Below are 22714 nucleotides of genomic sequence, written 5' to 3'. Positions count from 1 at the left end.
ATCATTACCCTTTCAAGAATTGTTCAGACGATGTTGACAATCGCGCCCAAGGGGACCTTCACGAGCTCGTCGAGTGCCGCCTTCGGCACGCGGATACAGCCGTCGCTATTCGCCTGCCCGAGGAAACTGTCGTCCGGCCAGGTGTGGATGCCGACCGTGCCGGGGCCCCCGCCGAACGTCTCGTGTGATTCCGAATGCGCACTCAGCGGCAGGACTATCGGGCTGTACTTGTTCACGGTTTCTTCGATGGACGCCAAGAGGAACGCCCGGCCTCGCGGGGTCGGGTATTCCGGTTTGCCGGTGCCGATCGTCCACTTGCCCAGTGCTTTGCCGGAGCGCGTGAGCTCGAGTGAGAAGGCCGCCCGGTCGATGTCGATGGTGTAGTCGTTCTGGGCGATTTCGACTTGGGCCGGGTCGAGGTGTATCCAGCCCGCGGAAGCGTTGGGCCTGGCCGGGAGCAGGATCTCCGCCCACGGGCCCTGTTCTGCGATCACCGGAACCCAGGTGGGGGAGCCGACCTGGATCGACGGGAGCTTGGCGATGGCCTTGCCGCCGGGACTCTGGTAGACGACGAGGTCGTCCTTGGGGTGCACGACCTTGCCGGTTGCCGCGCCGCCGGAGTCCTTGGCCGCGTCGGCGAGCGTGCCGAAAGTGGTGGCCTCTGGCAGCTGGGTCAGATCCTCTTGACCGACCGCTGCCGGGGCCGGGGTCACCGGGTCACTGCCGCAGCCCGCGGCCAGTAGAACGATGACCGTGACGAAACCGCAAATTCGCGCCCGGCGACGCTTTCGCGGCCGAGGGTAGGCGACATCACTGCTTTCCATACATCCCAATCCTGAACGGTGAGAATTGACGAGCAGGTAAAGAAAGTGTGGCCTGATCAGGCGACGCGACGAGAGCGTAGCGCCATCGAAAACCCCGTCCAACCCGGGGCGCGTAAAGATCGAAAAAAAGGTGTTTTTGTTATGCGTATACGAAAGCGCGGAGTGGAAATACGCACATCCGGCTGCTCAGCGATCTTCGCGGGAAGCGCCGGCTGCGACGGCGTCGAAGATGATGGGGAGAGCTGCTCCACTGCACCTGCGCGCCGTTGTGCGTCCCGGAGTTGAGAACGGAGGCGACACCGTCGCGGGCCTGGCGACATCACCACGTTCTTCAGCAGCAACAATGACCCTCCACCGAACCTGGCGACCATTGTCCTACCGGCACCTACACCAGCGTGTTCCCGTCCCGCGGCCAGGCCGGCGCCGAAGTGACCGCGAGTATGGTCCGCCGCTGGCTACGACCGCGCTCTCGGGCTCACCGCCGGTGTCCGTCGCGGCTGGTCGACTTGTCTGGAAGCCCACGCCCTGCTCGTTGCGGGAGGCGACGAGCTGGAAGAACAGGTTTGCCGCGTCCTGGCCGAACGGGATACAGCCGGCTTCGTCGGTGATGATCAGCTTGTGGCGTCGGATCTTTTTTGCTCAGCTTCGAGCCGGTTGGCCTGGGTCGCTTTGACTCCCCGCGGGTTCAGAGTCGGACATCGTGCCGGGAGGGCGCGTCGAGTTTGCGGAGTACGTTGGCGACGTGGTCCTCGACGGTGCGCCGTGAGATGAACAGGGCTTGAGCGATCTCCCGGTTGGTATGGCCGTTCGCCAAGAGGCGTGCGACATCGTGTTCGCGCGGCGACAGCTGCGTGCCGTAGCTGCGGCGGCCACGGACGGAAGGTATGACGGTGCCGGTGCTGCGGATGTGGTGACGGCAGCGGGCGGCGTCGACGGTGGCGCCCAGGGCGTCGAAGGCGACGGCCAGCTCACGGAACACCGCGAGATCGGCGCCGGCGATGCGAGCGGCGTAGTCGGCGCATTGTGCGGCGCGGTAGCGCTGACCGAGTTCGTCGTAACGCAGCTGCGCGTCTCGGTAGTGCCGCTCCGCGGTGTCGTGTTCCCCCGCCGCGGCGGCCAGATGAGCCTTGCACACCGTGAGCGCCGTCCACGCCGAAGGCGCGTCGATGCCGTCCAGCCCTTCGTCGGCCTCCGCGACGAGTTGCCGTGCGGCTTCGGCTTCGTCGTTGGCGAGATAGGACGCCACGGCTTGGGGGACTATCTCGGCGGTCCATGCCCAGGAGCCCTTCGCGCGGAGGAGGGAAAGGCCGCGTTCCGCGTGGCCCCGAGCCGCGGGGTCGTCGCGGCTCAGAAGCATGGCGGCCATTCCTCCCGCCGCGGCCACCGCTACCGGGATGACCGCTGTCGGGTGTGTGTCCAGGGCGGCGTGGAATCCGTGTTCGGCGGTCAGCCAGTCGCCGCGTGCGGCGGCCAGCCAGCCGACGACCAAATTCAGTTCGTTCGTGATGTGCGGCAGAGGGGCGTAAGTCTGGAGCAGCGCCTGTGCGCGCTCGGCCAGCCCGGACCACTCGCCTGCCAGCCAGTCCAGCCGCGCCGCGGTGGCTTCAGCTGTCGCCACCACATAGGAGGCGCCGGCACGGGAGGCCAGTGTCAATCCGGTGTGCAAGAAGGTCCGTCCCTGCCGGTCCCGGCCGGTCCATGAGCACGCGTCGGCCAGGTTGGTGTGGGCCCGGGCGAGATGCCTGAGCTCCGCGGGATCCTCGATGTCGTCGGGCGCGGGCAGTAGGGTGATCCGGTCCCAGCTGACCGGGTCACCGACGATGAGCTGCCCACCGAGCACAGTGGCCAGTACCGCCGTGCGCGCGGGGCGCCGCGGCAGCTGAGTGAGCAGGTCCTCCACCCGCAGAAGCCACTCGCGGTGGTCGGCCGCGGTGACGATGTCGAGGTAGGGCACGGAGAGCAGTGCCATCCCGGACGCGACGCGCTCGGGATGGTCGCCGAGAAGCTCTATCGCGTGGGCGATCTCGGCACATCCGCGGTCCAGCCGGGACTCGCGCACCAGTAGGGTTCCCAAGCACAGGCGCACGTCGCCGCGCACGTCGGCGTCCAATCTGGGGTCTGACTGCAATGTCTCGATACGCGTGATCACGTCGGCGTCAGGCAGCCCTGTCAGCGCGTACCCGCAGAGTTTCGTGGCCAGCCGGTTCAGGTCCTCGGCGGGCACGTCGCGGGCGGAGACCACTCGGGAGAGCACATCCGCCGCAACGGACATGTCGTTCGCTTCGGCTGCCGCGTCCGCTGCGCTTTCGCTGTATCGCAACCACTCTTGCGGCATGCCCGCCTCGGCGCAATGCCAGGCGAGCCGCGCGACCGGCCACCCGGCCACGTCCGCCAGCACGCCTGCCGCGGCGCCGTGCAGCTCCCGCCGACGAGGTCCCGGCAAGGCCGCGTGCACCGCCCGCCGCGCCATGTCGTGCCGGAGGCCGTACCGGTTCGGCGGGCCTTCCGTCAGCACACCTGAGCGCACCAAACTCACCACCGGCTGCACTCCGGGAGACCCCGCGACCGCGGCGAGGATCGCCGCCGGCGCCGCGTCGCCCAGCACGGCCGCCGCCTCGGCGACCGCGCGCTCCGGTTCGGCCAGCCGGTGCAGTCCTTCGAGTACCGACTCCTTCACCAGGACAGGCACATCGACGGTGGCCAGGACCCGGCGCGCCATCACCCCCTCGATCCGGGTGTCCACGAGCCGGTCACGCAGCGCACGGGCCGTTTCCGCGACCACGAAAGGAATTCCGCCGGTCTCGTGCAGGACCGCGGCCGCGAACGACTCCGAAACGACGCCGCCGGTCACGGCTTCGACCATCGCCCGTACCTCCGGCTCCTCGAACGGTCGCAGACCGAGATGCACGGTGGCGACTTCGAGCGGCGGGTGCACGACCGGCCCCAGCGGGGCGTCACCACGGAGTTCCTCACGCCGGTAGGTCATGATCAGCGACAGCCCGGCCGGTGGATCCGCGAGCAGGAATCTCAGCACCTGACGGGTGTCCTCGTCCGCCCAGTGCACGTCTTCGATCACGAGCACGGCCGGCCCAAGCGCGCGCACCAGCGCGCAGACCGCACGGAACATCCGATGGCGCCCGGCCTCCGGGCTCTCCAGCGGTGGCGGTGCCGGCGGCAGGAGATCGGCGAGCTCCGGCAGGTGTCCGCGAAGTGCGCCGGTCACCGGATCGGGATGGCGCACCCTGTCCCCGGCTCGCCCGAGACAGTCGAGCAACGGGCCATAGGGGAAGGGTTCGTCCAGTGGCTGACAGGTACCGACGGCGATCCACAGGTTCCTGCCGCGCGCCGCCGTCGCGAGCGCGCCGATCAAGGTGGTCTTTCCGGCCCCCGCCTCACCTTCCAGGAACGCCACCGCCGGCGGGCAGGCGACGACGTCGGACAAGGTGGCCAGTTCCGCGGTCCGGCCGACCATCGGGATGGATCGTCCGCGCGGACACGGAGACACACCCATCGCCACCTCCGCACTGGTCACGCCGGTTCCAGGAGGCCGCAACGATACGTCGGACCGTCTCCACCGCGTAACCCTGATCACGGTAATGCCGTACCCCTCCGGGGTCTCACCACGATTGTTTCCCCTCCGCCCGCGCCGAATGGTGAAGCGGTGCGCCAGCGCACACGGGAGATGGAGGAGAGATGCACAAGACCCGAATGACGTTAGGTCTGTTCGGCATCGTGGCCACACTGGTGGCGGTGAGCCCAGCCGCGTCAGCCGCGACACCCGAAAACGACGTCGTACAAGCCCGGCAACCCCTTGCCGGTCGCTACATAGTCGTCCTGCGGGACGGCGCGCAGGCGGCCTCGCAGGGTGGGGCCGCCTCGTTGACCCAGCGTTACGGCGGCGCGGTGGTGGACACTTACGCGCTGACCCTGAACGGTTTCTCGGTCCGTGACCTGAGCGAGCGGCAGGCCCGGCGCCTGGCCGCCGACCCGGCGGTCAAGGCGGTGCACCAGGACGGCGTCGCACGTGCCGCCGGAGAACAGCCGAACCCGCCCTCGTGGGGACTGGATCAGATCGACCAGCGCACGAAGACCTTGGACAAGAAGTACGTCTACCCCAACGCCGGCGAGGGTGTCACCGCCTATGTCGTCGACTCCGGCGTGGGCATTCAGCACACCGAATTCGAGGGCCGGGCCGCCCACGGCCGCGATTTCATCGACAACGACAACGACGCGAGCGACTGCTTCTGGCACGGCTCCCACGTGGCGGGCACCATCGCGGGCAAAACCGTCGGCGTCGCCAAGAAGGCCAAAGTGGTCGCTGTCCGCTCGCTGGGCTGTGGCGGTTCCGGACCGGACTCGGCGACTGTCAGCGGACTGGAATGGGTGGCGACCAACGGGAGCAAACCGGCCGTGGTCAACCTGAGCCTGGTCATGGACACCGTCGGCGTCGGTGACGCTCAAGTGAAAGCGTTGGCGGACAAGGGTTTCGTGGTCGCGGTAGCGGCGGGCAACAATGGCCAGGACGCCTGCACGGCCAGCCCCGGCCGTACCCCCGAAGCGTTGACCGTCGGCTGGATCAATCAGGGCGGCGGGCGTAGCGGGAACTACGGGAAGTGTGTCGACCTGTTCGCCCCGGGCGGCAACATCTATTCCACCGACCACACCGGCGGCTTCCGTACCGGCAGCGGTACCTCGATGGCCTCGCCACACGGTGCGGGTGCGGCTGCGCTGTACCTCGCCGCGAATCCCGGCGCGACACCGCAGCAAGTACGCGACGCGCTCGTCCGCAACGCCTCACCGGGGCTGGTGACCGATCCCGGCGCGGGCTCGCCGGACGCGGTGCTCTACACCGGATTCATCGGCGGTGGCACGCCGCCCAAGTGCGGTGTCGAAACCAATGACGAGGATGTGTCCATCCCCGACGCCGGAGCCACCGTGGGCAGCGCCGTGACCCAGCGCGGCTGTGACGGCAAGGCCTCGGCGAAACTGGCCGTCCGGGTGGACATCGACCACACCTACTCCGCGGATCTGGCGATCGACCTGATCGGACCAAGCGGGGCCACGCTGCTCGTCAAACCCGCGGGTGGGATCGGCGAGGCAGGCGGTGTGCACCAGACCTTCACCGTGGACGCCTCCGGCGAGAACGCCAACGGCACTTGGAAGCTTCAGGTGCGCGACGTCCACCGCTTCGACACAGGCACCTTGACCGGCTGGTCGATCACGTTCTGATCCGGAACCTCCCCTAAACCCTGCGAACCGAGGAGCACGATGAGAACAGCGCGTCTGGTCACCGCCGTCGCCATGGCACTGGCCGTGATCACTTTGCCCACGGTCGAGACGGCGAACGCCGAACCTCCCGCCACCGCCGCGACACCCACCGACCAGCTGAGGCCTCCGGACATGGGCACCCGGGTGGTGAACGGACAACGCACGACCGTGCGGGAAAACCCGTACGTCATCGCGGGCCTGCGCGCGGGTGGCGGTGGCCCCCAGGGGCAGTCCTGCACCGCTTCCGTCGTCGGCAAACGCAAGATCATCACCGCGGCGCATTGCATGATCGACGTCGGCGGCGCGAAGAGCTACCTCTACGGCGACGACGACCTGAACACCCCAGGTGACGAAACGTTCCGCACCCCGGTCGCCTCCTACAAAGCGCACCCCCGCTACACCGGCCCGAACTCCTGGCAGACCGGCTACGACGTCGCGGTGATCACTACCGAGACCGACCTGCCCGTCCCGGAGAGTCAGTGGGCCAAGGTGGCCGGATCGGGTGATGCCGAGCTGACCACACCGGGCAAGGCGGGCACCGCGGTCGGCTACGGACGCACCTCGGCCAGTGGTGGATCCGGCGTGCTGTACAAGACCACGATGCCGGTCAACGACGCGAACACCTGCCAGGTGTTCAACGTGCGGGTGAACCCCGACCTCATGGTGTGCGTCGGATACAACGACGGACGCACCGCGACCTGCTCCGGCGACAGCGGCGGCCCCTTCACCGTGGACGGTGTGATCGTCGGCGTCGTCTCATGGGGCTCGGGCGGATGCGACCGCTACAGCATCATGGCCCGGCTCACCAACGAGATGGGCGACTGGGCCCGCGACGAGATCGGCGGCACTCAGCCCGGCGACGGGAAATTCAGCGTCTCCCTCAGCCCTGCGGCTGGCAAAACCGAGCCCGGCAAGTACATCTCGACCTCCGTCATGACCAAGGCCGGCGACACGGGACCCGAAAAGCTCGGCCTGGCCGCCACCGGCCTGCCCGCCGGCGCGACGGCAACCTTCCAGCCCGGCTCGTCGCTCAACTCCGGCGACGTCGCCAAACTCACCGTGGAGACCGCGGCGAGCACTCCGAAAGGCACGCACCGGATCACCGTCACCGCGAAAAACGCGTCCGGTATCAAGTCCGCCGACTACACCCTGACCGTCGGAGACGGCGGCACCACGGAAGGACCCAAGCCGACCGTCTCTCCGGGTGCGGGAACGGTGACATCCGGCTCGTTCGTCAACGCGACCGTCACTGTCGCCGGAGGAACGGGAAACAGCACACTCACCGCGACAGGCCTGACGATGAACCCGATGTTCCAGCCATCCACCGTCGCCCCGGGCGGTACCTCACGCATGTCCATAGCCGCCCCGTTCCAGCCCGGCACCTACCAGATCACCATTACCGCCACCGACAACACCGGCAAAACCGGAACCACCGAATACAGTCTCACCGTCCAATGAGCTGACCTGATCCGTGGAGCCCATGACCACTCTACGGTCACGGGCTCCACGGCTCCGGCGATCCGCTGAGACGACTCGACAAATCCATGCAGTTGGCAGTGGACCTTCTGATGTTCGCGGTCCCGGCACTGTTGTCGGTCGTGCTCTACTGGACGGCCGACGGCGTGCGCGCAGGCCTGCTCGTCGTATCGATCGCTGAGGCTCTGGTCACCTTGGGGTTTGCAGCACGTGTCGTCGTCGCTGCTGATCTGTCGGCCAGGGCGTAGGGGGCTTCATACCTATGGTCTGCGTGTCCGCTCACCTCGAGACCGTGCCGACCTGGTCGCATCCGGTTTCGACCTGGACCTTCAGCCGTAACTCTCGTGGGCAGTCCGGACTTCGACGGTGACGGCAGGTCTGCATGGTGAGGTCACCTGGTACGGCCTCATTCGGCCCCAGTCACGATCAAAGCCCACCGACGGCACCGGAAAACCGGGATATAACCGTTGGTGGGCTTTGATTTCAGAACTGTGCGCCATCAGGGACTCGAACCCAGAACCCGCTGGTTAAGAGAGTGCCGGACAAGACCTTTCGTCTGGTCGCGAGGCGTCCGCGGGTGTCGCGGTGTGTCGCCTGGTGTCGGACTGTTGCAGACCTCTCGGGCTGCCGGCGCGCAAGACCGAGGTGCTCGCAAGCCGGGTTACGGGAGCACCCCGATGTCAAGGTGGTCTGCCGGGATGGCTTGGCCGCCTACGCCGAGGCGATCCGCCGTGCCCAGCCCGACGCGGTGCAGGTCGCCGACCGTTGGCACCTCTGGCATAACCTCGCCGAGTCCGTCAGCAAAGAGGTCGCCGCGCACAGCACCTGCTGGACTCGGCATGCCCTCGTTATCTCGCGGACGATCGCCGCGAGGCGCGGCGCTGACGGGTGAGCTACCGCTTTCGCAGGACGTCGCGCACGATCGCCCCGACCTCGTCGGTGAGCCGCGCGCCGCCGCTGGACTGGCCCGGCAGTAGGTCGGACACGACACCTTCGCTCGCCCGCCATCTCTTGTCCAGCGCGCACACCTGGCGTCGGGAGATGCTCAGCTCGGCGGCCACGGTGTCGGCAGCGTCCAGACCCACGGTCGCTTGACCGGCCAGCTGCCACCTGCCGGTGGTGTCCTTGTCCGCGAATCGCGTGCTGGAGGTCCTTCTGACCGGTGCGTGGACGTCCCTGCCGGGCCGTCCAGAAGTGAACGGCCCGCGGTCAGGAACCGCGCTTCACGGCTCGTGGCCAAGCCTGTTGGGTGGCTCCGCACGACCGCGAGAGGGCCTGATATGCCTGTCGCGGTCGTGCGTGACCACCCTGCTACCCCAGAAGAGTAATTATTTCCTGGTGCGTTTGCCGGGTGGGGTGGTGCGGCTGGCCCGAGTCATGCGGTCACGAAGTCTGCGACGTTCGACCAGGCTGAGTGCGATGAGCGCCAGTTGGCCCCCGATCCCCAGCGTGGCGGCTATCGCCGCAGTACCGGTCAGCACGACGGCGATCAGTAGCGCCAGCCGAAGGGTGGGAGGCCAGGACTGCAGGAGCCGTTCGAGGCGACCGAACCATGTCGGGTCGACGAGTTCGTGGCGTCCGCCTCGTTCTTTTCGGCGTTTCGGTGTCGTTTCCGGGGCCATCGCTGTTGACGGGTCCGGCCTTACTTCCGGTGACGGGTCACCTGATGGCTCGTCTACGGGACGCAGTCCGGTCGGTGACCCATGGATGACGAGGGTGATGCGAGGCACCTTGTGGGAGAACTTGCGCGGCGCTTCGTCTGGATTAGTCGGCGACGCGCCATCTATAGTGGGCACGCTGTAACTCCTTCTCTCTAGGGGCGAGTTCAGCAGAGTCGGCTCCCTGTTGTGAGCAGGGAGCCGCACCTATTTGAGCTCTGTTTCTCACAGGAGCTTTCCCAGGCGCGGTTAGTGCAGGACCCCGACTCGCTAGCCAGTCTGCCGGGGACTGGCTACTCCGATCGACCGATAGGACCACATGCGCTGAACGGCGACCGTTCAACGCCGAACGGTCGGTGCCGATAGGCGCGGCAATACGCCGATGCAAATTCGCGATTATCCCCGTGGGTGAATTACCTGAATGCCGACCGATTCACTCTTTATGCCGAGTCGTCACGCTCGTTTGCGACGCGTGGTGATTCCGCGGGCGCGATGCTGCTCTGTTCAGATGGTGGCGTCTGCAACTTTCGGCCGAGTCGCCGATTAATCGTTTGCTACCGATCGCAGCCGATGGCAGCGCCCTGGCATGCGGCGCTGGAACTCCCGGGCTCCCTACCTGCGGGTATGCCTCTGGTCGTGATCTACTGGGTGAGCGCGCAGGAATAGTCGGCAGTTACGACTAATCGCAACGCTCAGGCTCGGGGGAGGCTGATTCGGACATGGCTGATGTCAATCAGGAGTACGTCGGCGACAGCGACGGACAGGTGCGGTGGGTACGATCCAGCCACTCGACGCCCAACAATAACTGCGTGGAGGTGCAAAATCTCCACGCAAGCGTCTGTGTGCGGGATTCGAAGGACGCGCGCGGTGGAACTCTCGAGTTCGATCACGAGGCCTGGGCGGCCTTCCTGTCTCGCAACATGCGCTAAGCTGTCGTCACGGACAGTCGCACCCGCCCCGGTCACGCATTCGATAAGACCCGATCGATGGACGGGGGCGACAAGAATGTAACTTTCTGAGTGGCTCTCGGAGGACGAGCGTTCCTTCGTGAAGTGAGGTGGGGAGAAGGAGTGTCGGATGAGGCCATCAAAGCCCGTATAGAGGCTGGCGCGAGACTGAAAAAAGCGCGTGAGGCGATTGGGTGGTCTCAGATTCGCGCCGCATCAGCTCTGGATTGCACGCAGCCGAAGATCAACAAGATTGAGAACGAGCTGGTGGCGATCCGCCCTCAAGACTTAACCAGGTTGCTGCGCTTCTATGAGGTACCTGACGCTGAAGCCGACCACATCCGGATGCTGGCCGCGCAAGCGAAAGGCGGACCGGTGGCCGGGATCGCTGCGAACCGTGATTACCTGATGCTGCTGGAGGCAGAGCGCGAGGCCGTGGAGATTCTCGGCTGCTACAGCGAGCGTCTTCCTAACCTGTTCCAGTGCGAGCCGTACATCGTGAAGCAGTACGAGCTTACTGGAGCCCTATATGACATCACGTCGGTCCTCGAGGCGCGGCGGGAACGGGAAGAGCTGTTCCAGAGCGACAGGCCGCCGCGATACCGGGCGCTGTTCAGCCCGTCGTCGTTTGATCGGCTTCCCGGTGGCCGGAATGCTGGCCTCTACCGCGAGCAGATCCAGCATCTGCTGCGGATGATAGACACCTACCACGGGCACCTCTTCGTGCACTTGGTGCCCTTTGAAGCGAACCTGCCTTACTGGCCCCATGACCTGACCATCCTCAAGCGCGGCGGACAGGGCAAGGACATGGTCTACCACGAGTACTCGGGGGGCACTGCCCGGATCTATACCGGACGTCAGCAGGTGGAGAACCACATCGGGGAGTGGGACAAGGTGTTCCGGCAGGCACTCAGTGTAGAAGCCAGCAGGACCGCTCTGCTCGAGTTGCACGATGCCGCTTCGCGCTGGTGAGGACCATGACCGTAACGAATGCCCAACAGCGAGCTGCCCTCGACGAGCGCGATCCCACCTATTCGCTAGCATCGGAGAATATTCCGGAAGGCGACAACGGGGAGGCTCGGCGGTGTCCGAGAGAAAGTCTGATCCGGTTCCACCAGAGGGTGTCGACTTGAATCGTCCGAGCGTCGCTCGGGTCTACGACTATTACCTGGGAGGTACCGCCAACTGGGCGGTAGACCGCGACTTCGGGGATCGTGTGCTATCGAAATTCCCACTGGTGAGGGCTATCGCCCTGGCCAACCGTCAATTTCTCAACCGCGTGGTCCGGCATTTGACCAAACGAGGCGTACGGCAGTTCCTCGACATCGGCGCTGGCGTCCCGACCGCGGGCAACACACATCAGGTGGCCGACGAGGCGCGGCGCGAAGCTGGTGCGACACCTGATGTGCGTGTCGTCTACGTCGACAACGACCCTGTGGCCGTCGCGCACGCCAACATGCTCCTGAATCGGGAAGGTGACGCGTCCCGGCAGGCCGTTATCGAGGGCGACCTTCGCGATCCGGACGAGTTGTGGCGCCAAGCGATCGACACGCAACTGCTCGACCCGAATGAACCGGTCGCTTTGTTGCTCATCGCGGTGCTTCACGTTCATCAGCCAGACAGGGACGGCAATGATATCGGCCCCGAATCCCTCGCAAGGTTCCGAGAACTGCTGTCGCGAGGCTCTTATCTCGCGATATCGCATGTCACCGACGAAGGTGTTCCAAGGACGTCGTCCGAAAACCTGGCCGAACTCAAACGAATGTATGACGAGTCCAGCAGCAGTAATGTCATCTTCCGGACGCGTGAACAGATCTCTGCGCTCCTCGGTGATTTCGAGATCATCGACCCCGGCTGGGTCTGGACGCCGGAATGGCATCCGGAGGAGACCGGCCCGACCGCCCACCCCGTGTCGTTTCACGCATCGAATGAAGCGGTGGTCTGGGCGGGCGTCGGGCAGAAGCCGTAAACCTGGCCGCGAACGCCGACTGGGCCCCACCACGCGGATCGACCGGGCCATGCCCAGCGTCTCCCGCATCTACGACTATCTGCTCGGGGGCGCCCACAACTTCACCGCCGACCGGGCCGTCGCACAACGGCTGATCGCCATCCCGCCAGAAGTCGTCGACGTCGACCGGCACAACCGGGCCTTCCTACGCTGTGCAGTGCGCTTCATGCTCGAAGCCGGGGTGCTCAGTTCCTCGACTTGGGCTCCGGCATCCCCACCGTCGGGAACGCTCACGAGGTCGCCGAGGCCGTGTACTTACAGGGCCGCGCCGTCGCGCTGGCTTCGCCGGTCGGGCGCCAGTGCCGGACGGGGTTCGGCTGATCATCGCCCCGGGTATCCCCGCGATGACGGTGATACCGAGGACAGGAGCTGCGTGATGCAGGGCGACGTCGAGACCTACTTCGAGGACGGCCAGTGGAAGAACAAGGTCGAGGGCAGCACGCGCGCGACCAGTACCCATGACACCAAGGCCGAAGCCGTCGACAAAGGCCGCGACATGGCGCGGGAATGTAAGGTCGAGCACTTCATCCGGAACCAGGACGGTCAGATCGGCGAGCGCAACACCTACGGCCATGACCCCCGCGACATCCCCGGCTGAGCGCTCGACAGGGCCTGTAGGGGCGATCCGTTTAACCAATCCGGCTGCGGGCACTCACGCTATGGGCCGTTCAGAGAAGAGCGGTGCTCTGATCCCGCCGGTCCAGCTCACTGTGTCCGGCGGGGCGCAGTCACTTACTCGCCGAAGGACGAGCCCAGCACGGATCGTCGCGTCTCGGCCAGAACCGCCCGCACCACCTCGAGATCGGGCACGGATGGCTCGGCATGGCTGCCCGCGGCGACGATCACCGTTGCGACGTCGTGCAGCTTGACGTTGGTGTGCTGGAGAACGATTTCAGTGCCAGAACGTCCGCTCGGCCGGCCAGCCGCGCAACGACATGAACATCCCCTTGGCCTGTTCGATCACCGGCAGGGTCTCCATGGCCCGGCGCAGCTGATCCCGCTCGACTGAGGGATCCTTCAGATCCTCGTGTGCAGTCATGATGGTTATTTCACCGCACTACCGCCTTGTAGATCACCTCGGAATGCCGCCAACCTGATCTGGCGGAGGTGAAAAGCGGGCAACTTGACGGCGAGGCGCTCGCGCCGGTCAAGTAGCGTCCACGACCCCCGTTGAGCACGGCGGGACGAACGGAGACATAGTAGAGCCCACATTGCCCATTAGCAAACGCAAACATGATCTTTAGGTCCGGAGAAGCCGCAGGTAGAATCCCTGTTTTGTGAAGGCTCCTTCAAGATCGCCGCGATCGAACCCGTGGGCTTTTAATCCCGTAGGTGCTGAGTTCAAGCTTGGAGTTGCTCGCAACATCAACATTCCTACGGGCTGCGCCGGTGACCAAGTTTGGGTGGGCTCACTCGGGGTGCATGTTCGAGCCGGCGTCGAACTAGGGGGCTGGGAACACCGATACGCTGGCGGTGTCGAACTTGCTGAGCGTCGGTGAAGATCAGCTACGAGAACGCACGCCGACAGCTCGGGCGCGTCTCGGGCTCGGATCAGACCATAATGGACAACAAGGAAGCGGAAGAAACGTGTCCACATAGCACAAAGCCCCACGTCATCGAAACTGAAAACGTGAGGCTTGAGAGTGCGCCATCAGGGACTCGAACCCCGAACCCGCTGGTTAAGAGTCGGCACCTCAGCGTGTCGGATGGTGCCGAGTGATGCCAAACAAGACCTTTTCGTCTGGTCGCGAGGCATCCGCTGTGTCGGGGTGTGCCGCCTGGTGTCGTCCTGTGTTGGACCTCTCGGGCTCTTCTCGGGCTCGGGCGTACCGGATTCTGTCGCGGTGGTCGCGAAGGGCGATCGTAGTCTCGGGTTGGGGTTGCCGGGGCCGTTGATCCGCCATGCGTCGCTGAGATGCGCTCTACGTGCGTGGCGCGGCGGGAGCCGGGAGCGTCGGGCTGGTAGTTCAGGCCCGGTTGCTGGCAGCCGTCCGCTGGCCGGAGGTGTTGTCCTTGACACTGGCACTCTGCGGCGCTTCACCGTCTCCCGGCATTGCTGTAAGATTGACGCGGACGGTCTGCAACAACCTGAGATCGCCGTGGTCTTCGAGAACGGCGATCGCGGCTTCCCACAACTCACGGGCCCCTTTCTGATCTCCCTCGTCGAGGCGGATCATGGCAAGGTTGTTCAAGGTCAGCCCCTCGCTGCCGCGGTCGTCAAGCTGGCGCCAGAACTCGAGTGCGGTCCGCAGATGTTCCTGCGCCTCCTGTGCTTGACCGTTGTCCGCGTATGCGTTACCCAGATTTCCCATTGCGTTGGCCTCTCCAACGTGGTCACCGATTACCTGGAACAGGGCGATCGCCGATCTGTGGGAGGAAATCGATTTGCCGTGATCGCCGATTTCCCTCTGAGCCATGCCGAGCGCAGTGAGAACAACAGCTTTTTCGGCCGGAGCGTCGTGGAGTTCGAGGCATGCGGAAAGCGTACGGACCCCGTCGGCGAAGTGCCCGGCTGCGACCTGGGCGAAGCCGGTGATCGACCGCAGTGACGCCGGTGCGCTCCCCTCCTTGCCGCAGAGGCGATACGCTTCTGCGCAGTAGTCCAACGCTGCTGCCGGAGAGTCCGACCTCCAACAAATGGTCGCCAGCGAAACCAGTATCTCAACGGCTTCTTCGTGGTCGTCGGCTTCGGCCATATCCAGCCACTGGCGTCCGTAGTGGATGGCGGCCGGGGCGACGCCCATGCCGAAGTACGCCCGCGAGAGATTGGCGAGCACCATCTTCATCGAGCGTCTGTCGTCGTAGCCGATGTAGATGTTCAGAGCGGTCGAGAAGCAGTCGATCGCGAGCGGAAACTCACGAAGCCGGCAGTACTCGGCGGCCAGGGTGTTCACCACGTCTGCGTGTCGCCGCTGGTCGCGCCACACGTCAAGATCGAGACTCGCGCGCAAGCACCGGACGGCATCGGCGGATCGGCCCAGCCGGCTGTACAGAGAGCCCAGGCTCCACAGCTCGCTCGCCTCGCCGTGCCGGTCCCGGCTTTCGCGAAAGCCCAGCAACGCGCGCTCCCGGTACCGCATGGCCTTCGTGGGCTCTTCCAGCTCTTCGTAGACGTTCGCGATCTCCGAACACACCTTCGCCGCCCCATTCGTATCACCGGTACCGGTGCGGAGTGACAGCGCGGTTTCGAGGTAGCCGACCGCCTTGGTGAGATCGCCCTTCATGCGGTGTGCGCGGGCGAGGTTCGTCAAGTCGATCCCCTCGGCCTGCTTGTCTCCGAGGGACCGGGCGAGTGCAAGACTGTCGTGGTACAGGGCGAATGCCGCATCGAACCAGCGCAACCCGCGACAGGCGTTCGCCAGGTTGCCGAGGATCGCCGCCTCGTTCCGTCGATCCCCGAGTTCGCGGAAGATTGCCAGGGCCTGCTGGCCGCAGCGGACGGCCGACGCCAAGTCTCCGCAGTCGAGGTGAACATTCGCCAGCCCGTTCCAGGCAGCGGCGCTCGCGGCGTCTGGCTGAGCGTCGTCGTCGGTCCGGATCACTGCCCGGAAATGCGCTGTTGCCCGTTCGAACTGCTTCAGCCGGACACAGGTGTCGCCCAGGCGCCACCGGAAATGCCTGATCGATTCGGGGGCTTTGAGCACGCGAGCGGAGTTCACCGCGTGCGTGAAAATGGCCTGCCAGTCCAGCGACACAGGCCGGACCACGACGAACTGGCCAAGAGAATTCGCCAACCGCAGCACATGCTGATGCTTACCGGCGTGCTGGGCGCTCTCGAGCGCCTCGGTCAGGGTCTCGGCCTCGCGGTCGAAGGTGGCCAGTGCCCGCGACCGCAGAGTGCGGAATGCGGTGAGCAACGGGGAAGCCGTGAATTTTTTCGCGATCGCTTCCGAGTGATCACAGAAGTGGTCGAGCAAACGGACCGAGGCGGCCTGACGGTCCTCGGCGCGTTCTCGCTGATCCAGTAGGTCTTCGGCGTACATGCGCAGCAGATCGTGCATCCGCCACGCGACGGAGTCCGCGTAAACCAAGCCGGCGTTCGCCAAGGCCTCGACCGTCCGTTGCGCCTCCTCGATCGAGGCGTCGAGGAGTGCGGCGACTGCGGCCGTGCCGAATCTCGGGCCGGGGTGCAGTGCCAGTAGGCGGAAAGCTCGAACCTCGCCGTCGGCCAGGGTGGCGTGGGAGAAGTCGAACGCGGTGCGGACAGCGAGGTTGCTGATACGAAGGTTTTCCAGGCGGCTCCGCGCGTCGGTCAGCGTGACCGCCAGCTCGCGCACCGTTCGATCAGGGTACCGAATGAGGATTCCGGCGACGATGACCAGGGCCAGCGGCAGACCGCCGCACAACCGGACGATCTTCGCCGCGCACGCGTCGGTCGTGGCGACCCGCTGGTCGGCGGGCAGCGCCGACCGAACCAAGTTCTCGATCAGTGCGATTCCCTCGTGTTCGGTCAATGTTGGCAATACGATGCGGCGTACACCCACCCAGTCGTTGATAGAGGCGCGGCTAGTGACGACGGCTCGGTGTGCGGGCGAGGCCGGGAGCAGGCTGTGGATCTGCTCGTAGGAGCTGGCGTTGTCCAGAACCAGTACTACCTGTTTGCCGGCTTGGGCCCGTTGGTCCAGCTTTGCCTGGTAGAGCGCAGCTGCGGTGGCCGGATCGGCCGGCGTCTCCGCCTCGGAGACGCCCAACTGCGCAAGCAGATTTCCCAGCGCCCGCACAGGAGCTACTCGCTGTTCGGTCGAGTAGCCGTGGAGGTCGATGAAAAGCGCATCCGTGCACCGGTCGTTCCCGACGGCTCTCCGTGCGGACTGCAGGGCCAGTTCGGTTTTCCCACCTCCTGGAGTTCCCGTGATGAGACACCGGCTGCCCCTGGCGATGATCTCCGTGATCGTCGCGAGGTGCTCCGAACGACCGACGAACACCTCGCTGGCGGGCGGCAAGGTGTTCACGTGCGGTGCTGGCAGGCCCGACGTGCAGAAGGTGGTGGCCGTTTGACTGCCGAACAACTGCGCCACGATGTCAGGACGGTCGCGTAGCAGATCGATGGTGCCGACTGCCGGGCTCGGCGGTGTGGTGTGGCGTGCGAGAAGTTCGAAGGCGAACGCGGCGGCGTGGCTGGATGCGGTGGGCTGCCAGCGTGTGTCGGCAGCGTCGGTCTTGTCTGAGAGCAGGTCGGAGATGCCGCGCACGACCAGGGCTTGGACGGTGTCGTTGACGTAGGCGCCGTGCAGGAATCCGTAGCCCTCCATCTCCACCGCAGCGGCGTCTCCGCAGTAGGTGGTCAGGTACTGGGCGGTGGCAGCGTTCTGGTCGGCGATCACTTTGCTGCCTGCGGCGATGGGCTTGATCACCGCCTTCGGTGCCGAGTGCGGGGTGGCGGGCAGGATGCGGTGCTGCCAGGCGTCGTCACGGGCCAGGGCTTTCGCGCGTGCGATCAGCCGGTGGGCTGGCGCCTTGGTCTTGATGCGGGGCAGGAGCTCGCTGGCGGTGTCCTTTCCGGACTCGTAGTCATAGATTTCATCGGCGACCACCACGTCGCCCGGCTCGACGTCCTTGCGTCCGCCGGCCACGCCGACGAACAGCACGATCTGCGGGTGGAACACTGAGATCGCGCGTTCCAGCTCGATTCCGGCCTGGGTGTTCCCGGCGCCGGTCTGCGCGAGCGCGACCACCCAGCGTCCGTGGTTGGTGCGGAAGGTGCCGACCTGGTAGAGGGTGCCGTTCTTCTCGCGCTCGTCGCAGGGTCCGTCCAGGTGCTCGCGGACTGCGCGGTACTCGACGTCCAGGGCGGTGCAGATCACCGCGGTGCCCAGCACGGTGTCGTTGCTGGTGGTCATGGAATCCTCCGCGTGCTCGTGCCGGTGGTTGAGCTTGTGCGTAGTGCTGGTGTCGGGCTACCGGTTTCTCGGGTGACGTTCGCGTAGCAGGGCGGGGTGCAGCCGGGAGGCCGGTCCGGCTCGGAACAGCGCGGCCGGGCGGCCACCGTCGGTGGCGGCCTTGCTGCCGGTCGGGAGGAGGAAGTCTTCGGCGCGGGTGACCTTGCGGTGGAAGTTCGAGGGATCCAGCCTGGTGCCCCAGATGGTTTCGTAGACCGAGCGGAGTTCGGCGATGGTGAACTCCGGCGGGCAGAACGTGGTGGCCACCGTCGTGTCGGAGAGGCTGTCGCGGGCGTGCTCGACGGCGTCGTTGAGCATCTGGTGGTGATCGAACGCCAGCTCGTCCGGCTGGGCCAGCAACTCCTCGGCGGGTCGCCAGGTCGCGGTGGCGGCTCCGCCGCCGGCGGCAGGCAGGGGCAGGTCGGGCAGCAGCGCGACGTAGAGGACGGACACGATCCGGCGGCGAGGATCGCGGCCGGGGTCGCTGTAGGCACGCAGCTGGCGGACGTGCAGGTGCGCGACATCCAGGCCCGTCTCCTGGGTCAGCTTGCGATGAGCGGCATCGTCCAGCGTCTCCCCGGCCAGCAGGAAACCACCTGGCAGAGCGGACATTCCCTGGTGAGGCGGTGTGGCGCGCTCGATGACCAAGACCTGCAGTGTCTGCTCGCGGACCGTGAGAATCGCCAGGTCGACTGCGACCGCGCATTCGGGCGGCTCCTGGATCCTCATGGGCCCACACCTTACCTTCTTGTCTCATTGACTAGAAGAGGTCTCGGCGCTACCGTTCGAGGGGCAGCACGGAATTGTCAGTATGACCAAAAGTGGTGATTCTGCACTGGCGGCGCTGCCGAACAGGCCCAAGCCAGGAGCAGGGCACCTCTATCAGGAGGAGCGGACGAATGAAGGTCCTGTGCTCGGTACGCACCTTGTTCCTGCTCACGATCTGGGCAGGCGGAATCGGCATGATCCTCGGCGTGATCCTGATCCAGGCAGCAACACCATTCCTTCACCGCGCTGGCACTGCCGAATACGTCGGCGACGCACCTCGGGCCGTGGCGATCAGCACTTACTTCACCACAGCGCGATGAAGTCCTGGACTCACATACTCGCCGTCATTGTTGGCGCCGCCCGGGCCGACGGCCCCCTTGTCGGCCGGAAGCGCGCAGGTATCGAGGGACTGCAGGCGTTCAAGAACGCGGGAACGGAGTTCACGCTGGCGGAGCAGGGTGCGCCCCTGGCGGGACTTGACGACGACTTCGTTGAGCGTGCGAAGCAAGTCGATGCTCAGCATCGCGAGTTGTACCAGTGGCCGATCTCGGCCGAAGGCATTCGTAAAGCCTTGGGTGTCGGGGCTGAGCGCTCCCGCATCCTGACGCGCGTGGTCCGCTCGGAATGGCGTGGACCGTCGCATCTCGTCACGGAATCTGCCTCCTAAACGAAAGTCTTGTCGTACAGGCCGATCACAACAGTCGTTCTTGGTTGGCCTCGGCTTCGGTACGGACGGCATCTTCGAACTCGTTGTCGAGTTGTTCGGTGTGTTCGTCCGCCTTGGCGTTGTCGAACTCCTCCTCCATGTCGTCGGCATCACCATCGGAGTACTCGTGGAAGAGGAGACGGCAGCCGTGTATCCCGTCGAGAAGGTCTTCGAGCAGGTCGTGGGCAGGCCGTAATGGGTCCAAGAGGCTGATACGGGGCTGGGTCGTGTCGAGTGGGTCTTCTTCGCCGGGGCGGCTCTGCTCAGCCCATCGCCGCGCGTTCTCGATGGCGTCGGGGAGGGAGGTGAGGTCGGCGATGCGGCCTTCGGCGGCCGTCATCGCGGTCCGGATCAGGTCGAGGACGACCTCGCGGGGCGTCTCGCCTGAACCAAGCCGTTCCAGGACCTGTGTCGGTGTTTCAACGGCGAGCGCTTCGATATCGTCTGCCTGAACCACGACTTCGGCGGGATCGCAATCAGCGATGTCCGCGGTGATGTTGGCGGCGGCTTGGAGCCAGTGCGCTGCCGCTACGGCCGCGGCTGTGGGGTCGACTTCGTGGAGAAGTTTCTCCGACCCCAGGGGATGCTCACGAAACAGGTCATTGGCGGCGTTCACCTGTAGCGGGGAGGCGTCGGCGCGGCTGAGGAGTACTGCCTGTTTTGCCCGGCCGGAAAGATCGCCGCGTTCGGCATGTTCGACAGCGGCGAGCTCGACTTCGACGTCTGCGACCACGTGCTCGGTGAGTGTCGCGTCGTCGAGCTTATGGAGCGCGCGGCCGACTCGGTGTGCCGCTTCCTCGACACGAATGTAGGACTGGATCATGTGGCCTTCTTGCAGCAGATTGGGCTTCTTCAGAGCGTTGATCACGGTGTCGAACGCGTCGCGCTCAACCTGTCGCCGCCACCCTTCGGTGTTCACCTCCAGGCTGCCCGCAGCGCTGGCCGGATGCGTGTACGTGCGCCACAGCTGGCGGGACAAACCAGTAAGAACGTCGGCGAGACGCAGCACGTCCTCCTGTGCCACAGTCTGGGGAAGCTCGGCGACACTGGCCGCAATGCACCCGAGCCCCGTGTCCCAGGTGCTGATCAGAAGGTGCCGTGTCCCATCGAAGGCATAAACTGTCACGACGACGATCCTGCCAGCGATGACACGACCAAGCAGGTTTCGATCGAGCTGTGGTGCCGGGCGTCACGGGTGCGCTGTGGCTCGGCAGAGCGCGCTGCCGGTGGAACGGTGCCGACCAGAAATTTCTGCTGAGGGTGGCTCGGTCGTTGAGCACCAGCTTTCACCCGATCGCACCGATACTGACTCGGCGATTCGAGGCGCCAGCGGTGTGCACCAGGTACAAGCCTTGCCCGGACGAGGGCGTACCACCTCGGTAGCGACATGTGAATCTTCACCTGATTAGAGCAGTCGGAGTTGTAACTAATCGCGTTGGTCTTCCGACTAGTGTTGGTACGTAGCGTTACACCTCGTGACGAGGCGCACCGTGACGTTCGGTCGATCGGCAGCACATCCAACCTCGCAACAGCCATCCTGCGTCCGAAGACGGATGATCGGCAAACTTGGGGCGGGGCCTGCTCCGGTTGCTTAAGTGAGCAGAGAGGCATGGTTCCAGGCATGAATCGCAGTCCAGGATGCGATGTTGCTCCTACGGCTGTTGAGGATTCAGTTGAAGTGCGTGGAGACCTGCCATGCTGACCGTGCTTGAAGGAGGCGGCCAGCCAGACGATCGGTTGGCTGTTGGCGACCTTCCATTGGGGCCTTGGTCCGGCGTCGAGGTCCAGGTATGGGCGAGCAAGACCGGCGCAGTGTGGCACTGCGATCCTGACTGTTCGGACCTTCGCAGCCGTGCACGCAGCGAAATCTATCCGCAGCCTGCCTACGGAACCATGGCTGACATCCGTTTGCCGGACCGCGTGCATTGTTACCCGGCGGGAGAGCTGGGCGACTACCGGCGTGCAGTCAAGGCCATGGTGAGATTCGACGAAGTTACCTGTGACGCCACAGCGGCGTTGAGCCGTCAAGATCTTACCTTGGATGTTCTCGACGAATCGATCCGCGACGTCGGCCGCCGCGGGCATACCGCGAGTTCGCTTGAAGGCATCTTGGACCGTGACCCTTTGGTGGGGCACTGGGAACGTTGCAAAGATCGGCGGGCACGCATCGTGTCCGCCAGCCGCAGGGCACTCACTGCCCGGCTTCCCATCATGCTTGCGGCTACGTGGGTGGAGAGCGGTCGCACTCCGCGGCAGCATCAGGACCGCTACGTCTCGTTTCTCCGAGTAGCTGAGGACGAGTGCGGTCGACGCGGTATCGACGCGACCTCCGGTATTCGCGGTTTCGCCAACGACAAGGTTCTTCCGTACTGGTTGGCTGGCGTTGCGGGTGGAATGCATCCCTCAAACGAGACGAAGAAGCTGGTCGACGATGAGGTTGAACGAGCGAAACAGTGGAACCGCAAGGAAGGCGAAGAGTTTCAGGGCAAGATCCGCGAGGCATGGCTCGCAACAGCCGCAGCGTGGACCCACAGACTGGAGGGCATAGCTCTCGGGCACCCTGGCGAGGTCTTCGCCTTGTTCCACCGGGATCGTCTCGGGCTTGGCTGGGAGTTACATGATTTCCTCGATACTCTTGTTCCGCACGCGAGCCTCGATGCTCATGAGTTCAACTGGGTCGCGGCCAAAGTACCTGCGGTATTCAGTTTGTTCCTGGCCGAAAGGGAGCGTGGTCTGACTGGACTCGTGTTGGACAACGAGCGCATGCGTCGCTTCGATGCATCGACGGCGGCGTTGTTCCTCCGCAACCTTGTGGTCGATCTTGGGCAGCCGGCCCTCGCGCGACACGTTCGGGAACGAGGACCGGGTGTTGCTGAAACAAAGCATGCGGCATCAGAGCCGGAGGCCTGCTCTCTGCCCTGGCAACTGCAAGGGTTCGGTACCGGTATCTCCGACTCTGGATTGACCCGTGAGCAATGTCTGCCGGCGCTGAGGGCTGCGATCGACGGCACAACTCTCGCAAGTGTTGGCGTAGCACGCCGGCGGCGGCGCCCCGCCGCACGACAGTAGGCGTCCTGTGACTTCATATGGCAAAAGTGGACCACCGGGACAAGCCCTTGGCTGTCGATAGATCGCTATGCTGCGTTCGGTGTAGCTTTCTGTTTGGAGGATGTGAATCGT

At 65.2% G+C, this 22714-nt stretch carries 17 protein-coding genes and 2 pseudogenes; 12 read left to right on the top strand and 7 right to left on the bottom strand.

The annotated features are described in order from the left end of the window. Positions 1-23: 23 nt before the first annotated feature. Complete coding sequence (locus ACZ54P_RS10790; RefSeq protein WP_465461290.1) at positions 24-824, bottom strand: L,D-transpeptidase; 801 nt, start codon at positions 822-824, stop codon at positions 24-26. Positions 825-1509: 685 nt separating this feature from the next. Beyond that, positions 1510-4296 (bottom strand): ATP-binding protein, encoded by a 2787-nt coding sequence (locus ACZ54P_RS10785; RefSeq protein WP_465461289.1) that lies wholly within the window; start codon positions 4294-4296, stop codon positions 1510-1512. A 221-nt stretch (positions 4297-4517) separates the two neighbouring features. Between ACZ54P_RS10785 and ACZ54P_RS10780 the strand changes: the two genes are divergently transcribed. The 4 genes and pseudogenes from ACZ54P_RS10780 to ACZ54P_RS10765 form a co-directional block, all read left to right on the top strand. After that, entirely contained in the window at positions 4518-6053 is a 1536-nt protein-coding gene (locus tag ACZ54P_RS10780) for a S8 family serine peptidase (protein ID WP_465461288.1), read from the top strand. Positions 6054-6092: 39 nt separating this feature from the next. Further along, positions 6093-7550, top strand: coding sequence for a trypsin-like serine protease (locus tag ACZ54P_RS10775; RefSeq protein ID WP_465461287.1), 1458 nt, complete (start codon positions 6093-6095; stop codon positions 7548-7550). Between the two features lie 86 nt (positions 7551-7636). Next, complete coding sequence (locus ACZ54P_RS10770; protein ID WP_465461286.1) at positions 7637-7816, top strand: hypothetical protein; 180 nt, start codon at positions 7637-7639, stop codon at positions 7814-7816. Between the two features lie 404 nt (positions 7817-8220). Continuing rightward, positions 8221-8400: pseudogene (locus ACZ54P_RS10765) on the top strand (transposase); the annotation flags it as partial. A gap of 61 nt (positions 8401-8461) precedes the next feature. Here ACZ54P_RS10765 and ACZ54P_RS10760 read toward each other — a convergent pair. Continuing rightward, a complete protein-coding gene (locus ACZ54P_RS10760; protein ID WP_465461285.1) occupies positions 8462-8653 on the bottom strand; it encodes a hypothetical protein in 192 nt (63 codons plus the stop codon). Positions 8654-9945: 1292 nt separating this feature from the next. Here ACZ54P_RS10760 and ACZ54P_RS10755 point away from each other — a divergent pair. The 5 genes and pseudogenes from ACZ54P_RS10755 (at position 9946) to ACZ54P_RS10735 (ending at position 12779) form a co-directional block, all read left to right on the top strand. Beyond that, positions 9946-10155, top strand: coding sequence for a DUF397 domain-containing protein (locus ACZ54P_RS10755; RefSeq protein ID WP_465461284.1), 210 nt, complete (start codon positions 9946-9948; stop codon positions 10153-10155). 141 nt (positions 10156-10296) lie between these two features. After that, positions 10297-11145 (top strand): Scr1 family TA system antitoxin-like transcriptional regulator, encoded by an 849-nt coding sequence (locus tag ACZ54P_RS10750; protein WP_465461283.1) that lies wholly within the window; start codon positions 10297-10299, stop codon positions 11143-11145. A 112-nt stretch (positions 11146-11257) separates the two neighbouring features. Further along, on the top strand, positions 11258-12142 hold the full coding sequence (locus ACZ54P_RS10745) for an SAM-dependent methyltransferase (protein ID WP_465461282.1): 885 nt from the start codon (positions 11258-11260) through the stop codon (positions 12140-12142). Beyond that, a pseudogene (locus ACZ54P_RS10740) lies at positions 12102-12502 on the top strand (SAM-dependent methyltransferase). Before ACZ54P_RS10745 ends, ACZ54P_RS10740 begins: the two are co-directional and overlap by 41 nt. Positions 12503-12557: 55 nt before the next feature. Next, positions 12558-12779, top strand: coding sequence for a DUF2188 domain-containing protein (locus tag ACZ54P_RS10735; protein WP_465461281.1), 222 nt, complete (start codon positions 12558-12560; stop codon positions 12777-12779). A 294-nt stretch (positions 12780-13073) separates the two neighbouring features. On the opposite strand, the gene ACZ54P_RS10730 is transcribed toward ACZ54P_RS10735, so the two are convergent. The 3 genes from ACZ54P_RS10730 to ACZ54P_RS10720 all read right to left on the bottom strand — a co-directional run bounded on the left by ACZ54P_RS10730 (position 13074) and on the right by ACZ54P_RS10720 (position 18789). Continuing rightward, complete coding sequence (locus tag ACZ54P_RS10730) at positions 13074-13220, bottom strand: ANTAR domain-containing protein (RefSeq protein WP_465461280.1); 147 nt, start codon at positions 13218-13220, stop codon at positions 13074-13076. A gap of 928 nt (positions 13221-14148) precedes the next feature. Then, positions 14149-18021 carry a tetratricopeptide repeat protein gene (locus tag ACZ54P_RS10725; RefSeq protein WP_465461279.1) on the bottom strand — a complete coding sequence of 1291 codons (3873 nt, stop codon included), beginning with the start codon at positions 18019-18021 and terminating at the stop codon, positions 14149-14151. A 57-nt stretch (positions 18022-18078) separates the two neighbouring features. Then, positions 18079-18789 carry an NUDIX hydrolase gene (locus ACZ54P_RS10720; protein ID WP_465461278.1) on the bottom strand — a complete coding sequence of 237 codons (711 nt, stop codon included), beginning with the start codon at positions 18787-18789 and terminating at the stop codon, positions 18079-18081. A gap of 170 nt (positions 18790-18959) precedes the next feature. Between ACZ54P_RS10720 and ACZ54P_RS10715 the strand changes: the two genes are divergently transcribed. Both ACZ54P_RS10715 and ACZ54P_RS10710 read left to right on the top strand, forming a co-directional pair. Then, positions 18960-19148 carry a hypothetical protein gene (locus tag ACZ54P_RS10715; RefSeq protein WP_465461277.1) on the top strand — a complete coding sequence of 63 codons (189 nt, stop codon included), beginning with the start codon at positions 18960-18962 and terminating at the stop codon, positions 19146-19148. Further along, positions 19145-19495, top strand: coding sequence for a hypothetical protein (locus ACZ54P_RS10710; protein ID WP_465461276.1), 351 nt, complete (start codon positions 19145-19147; stop codon positions 19493-19495). Before ACZ54P_RS10715 ends, ACZ54P_RS10710 begins: the two co-directional genes overlap by 4 nt. Positions 19496-19520: 25 nt before the next feature. Here the strand turns inward: ACZ54P_RS10710 and ACZ54P_RS10705 are convergent, their stop codons facing one another. Next, a complete protein-coding gene (locus ACZ54P_RS10705; protein ID WP_465461275.1) occupies positions 19521-20660 on the bottom strand; it encodes a hypothetical protein in 1140 nt (379 codons plus the stop codon). Between the two features lie 569 nt (positions 20661-21229). On the opposite strand from ACZ54P_RS10705, the gene ACZ54P_RS10700 reads away from it, so the two are divergent. Continuing rightward, entirely contained in the window at positions 21230-22603 is a 1374-nt protein-coding gene (locus ACZ54P_RS10700; protein WP_465461274.1) for a hypothetical protein, read from the top strand. Positions 22604-22714 lie beyond the last annotated feature (111 nt).

The organism is Amycolatopsis sp. NPDC034160 (assembly GCF_055575355.1).
This window is presented reverse-complemented; position numbering and strand designations above follow the sequence as displayed.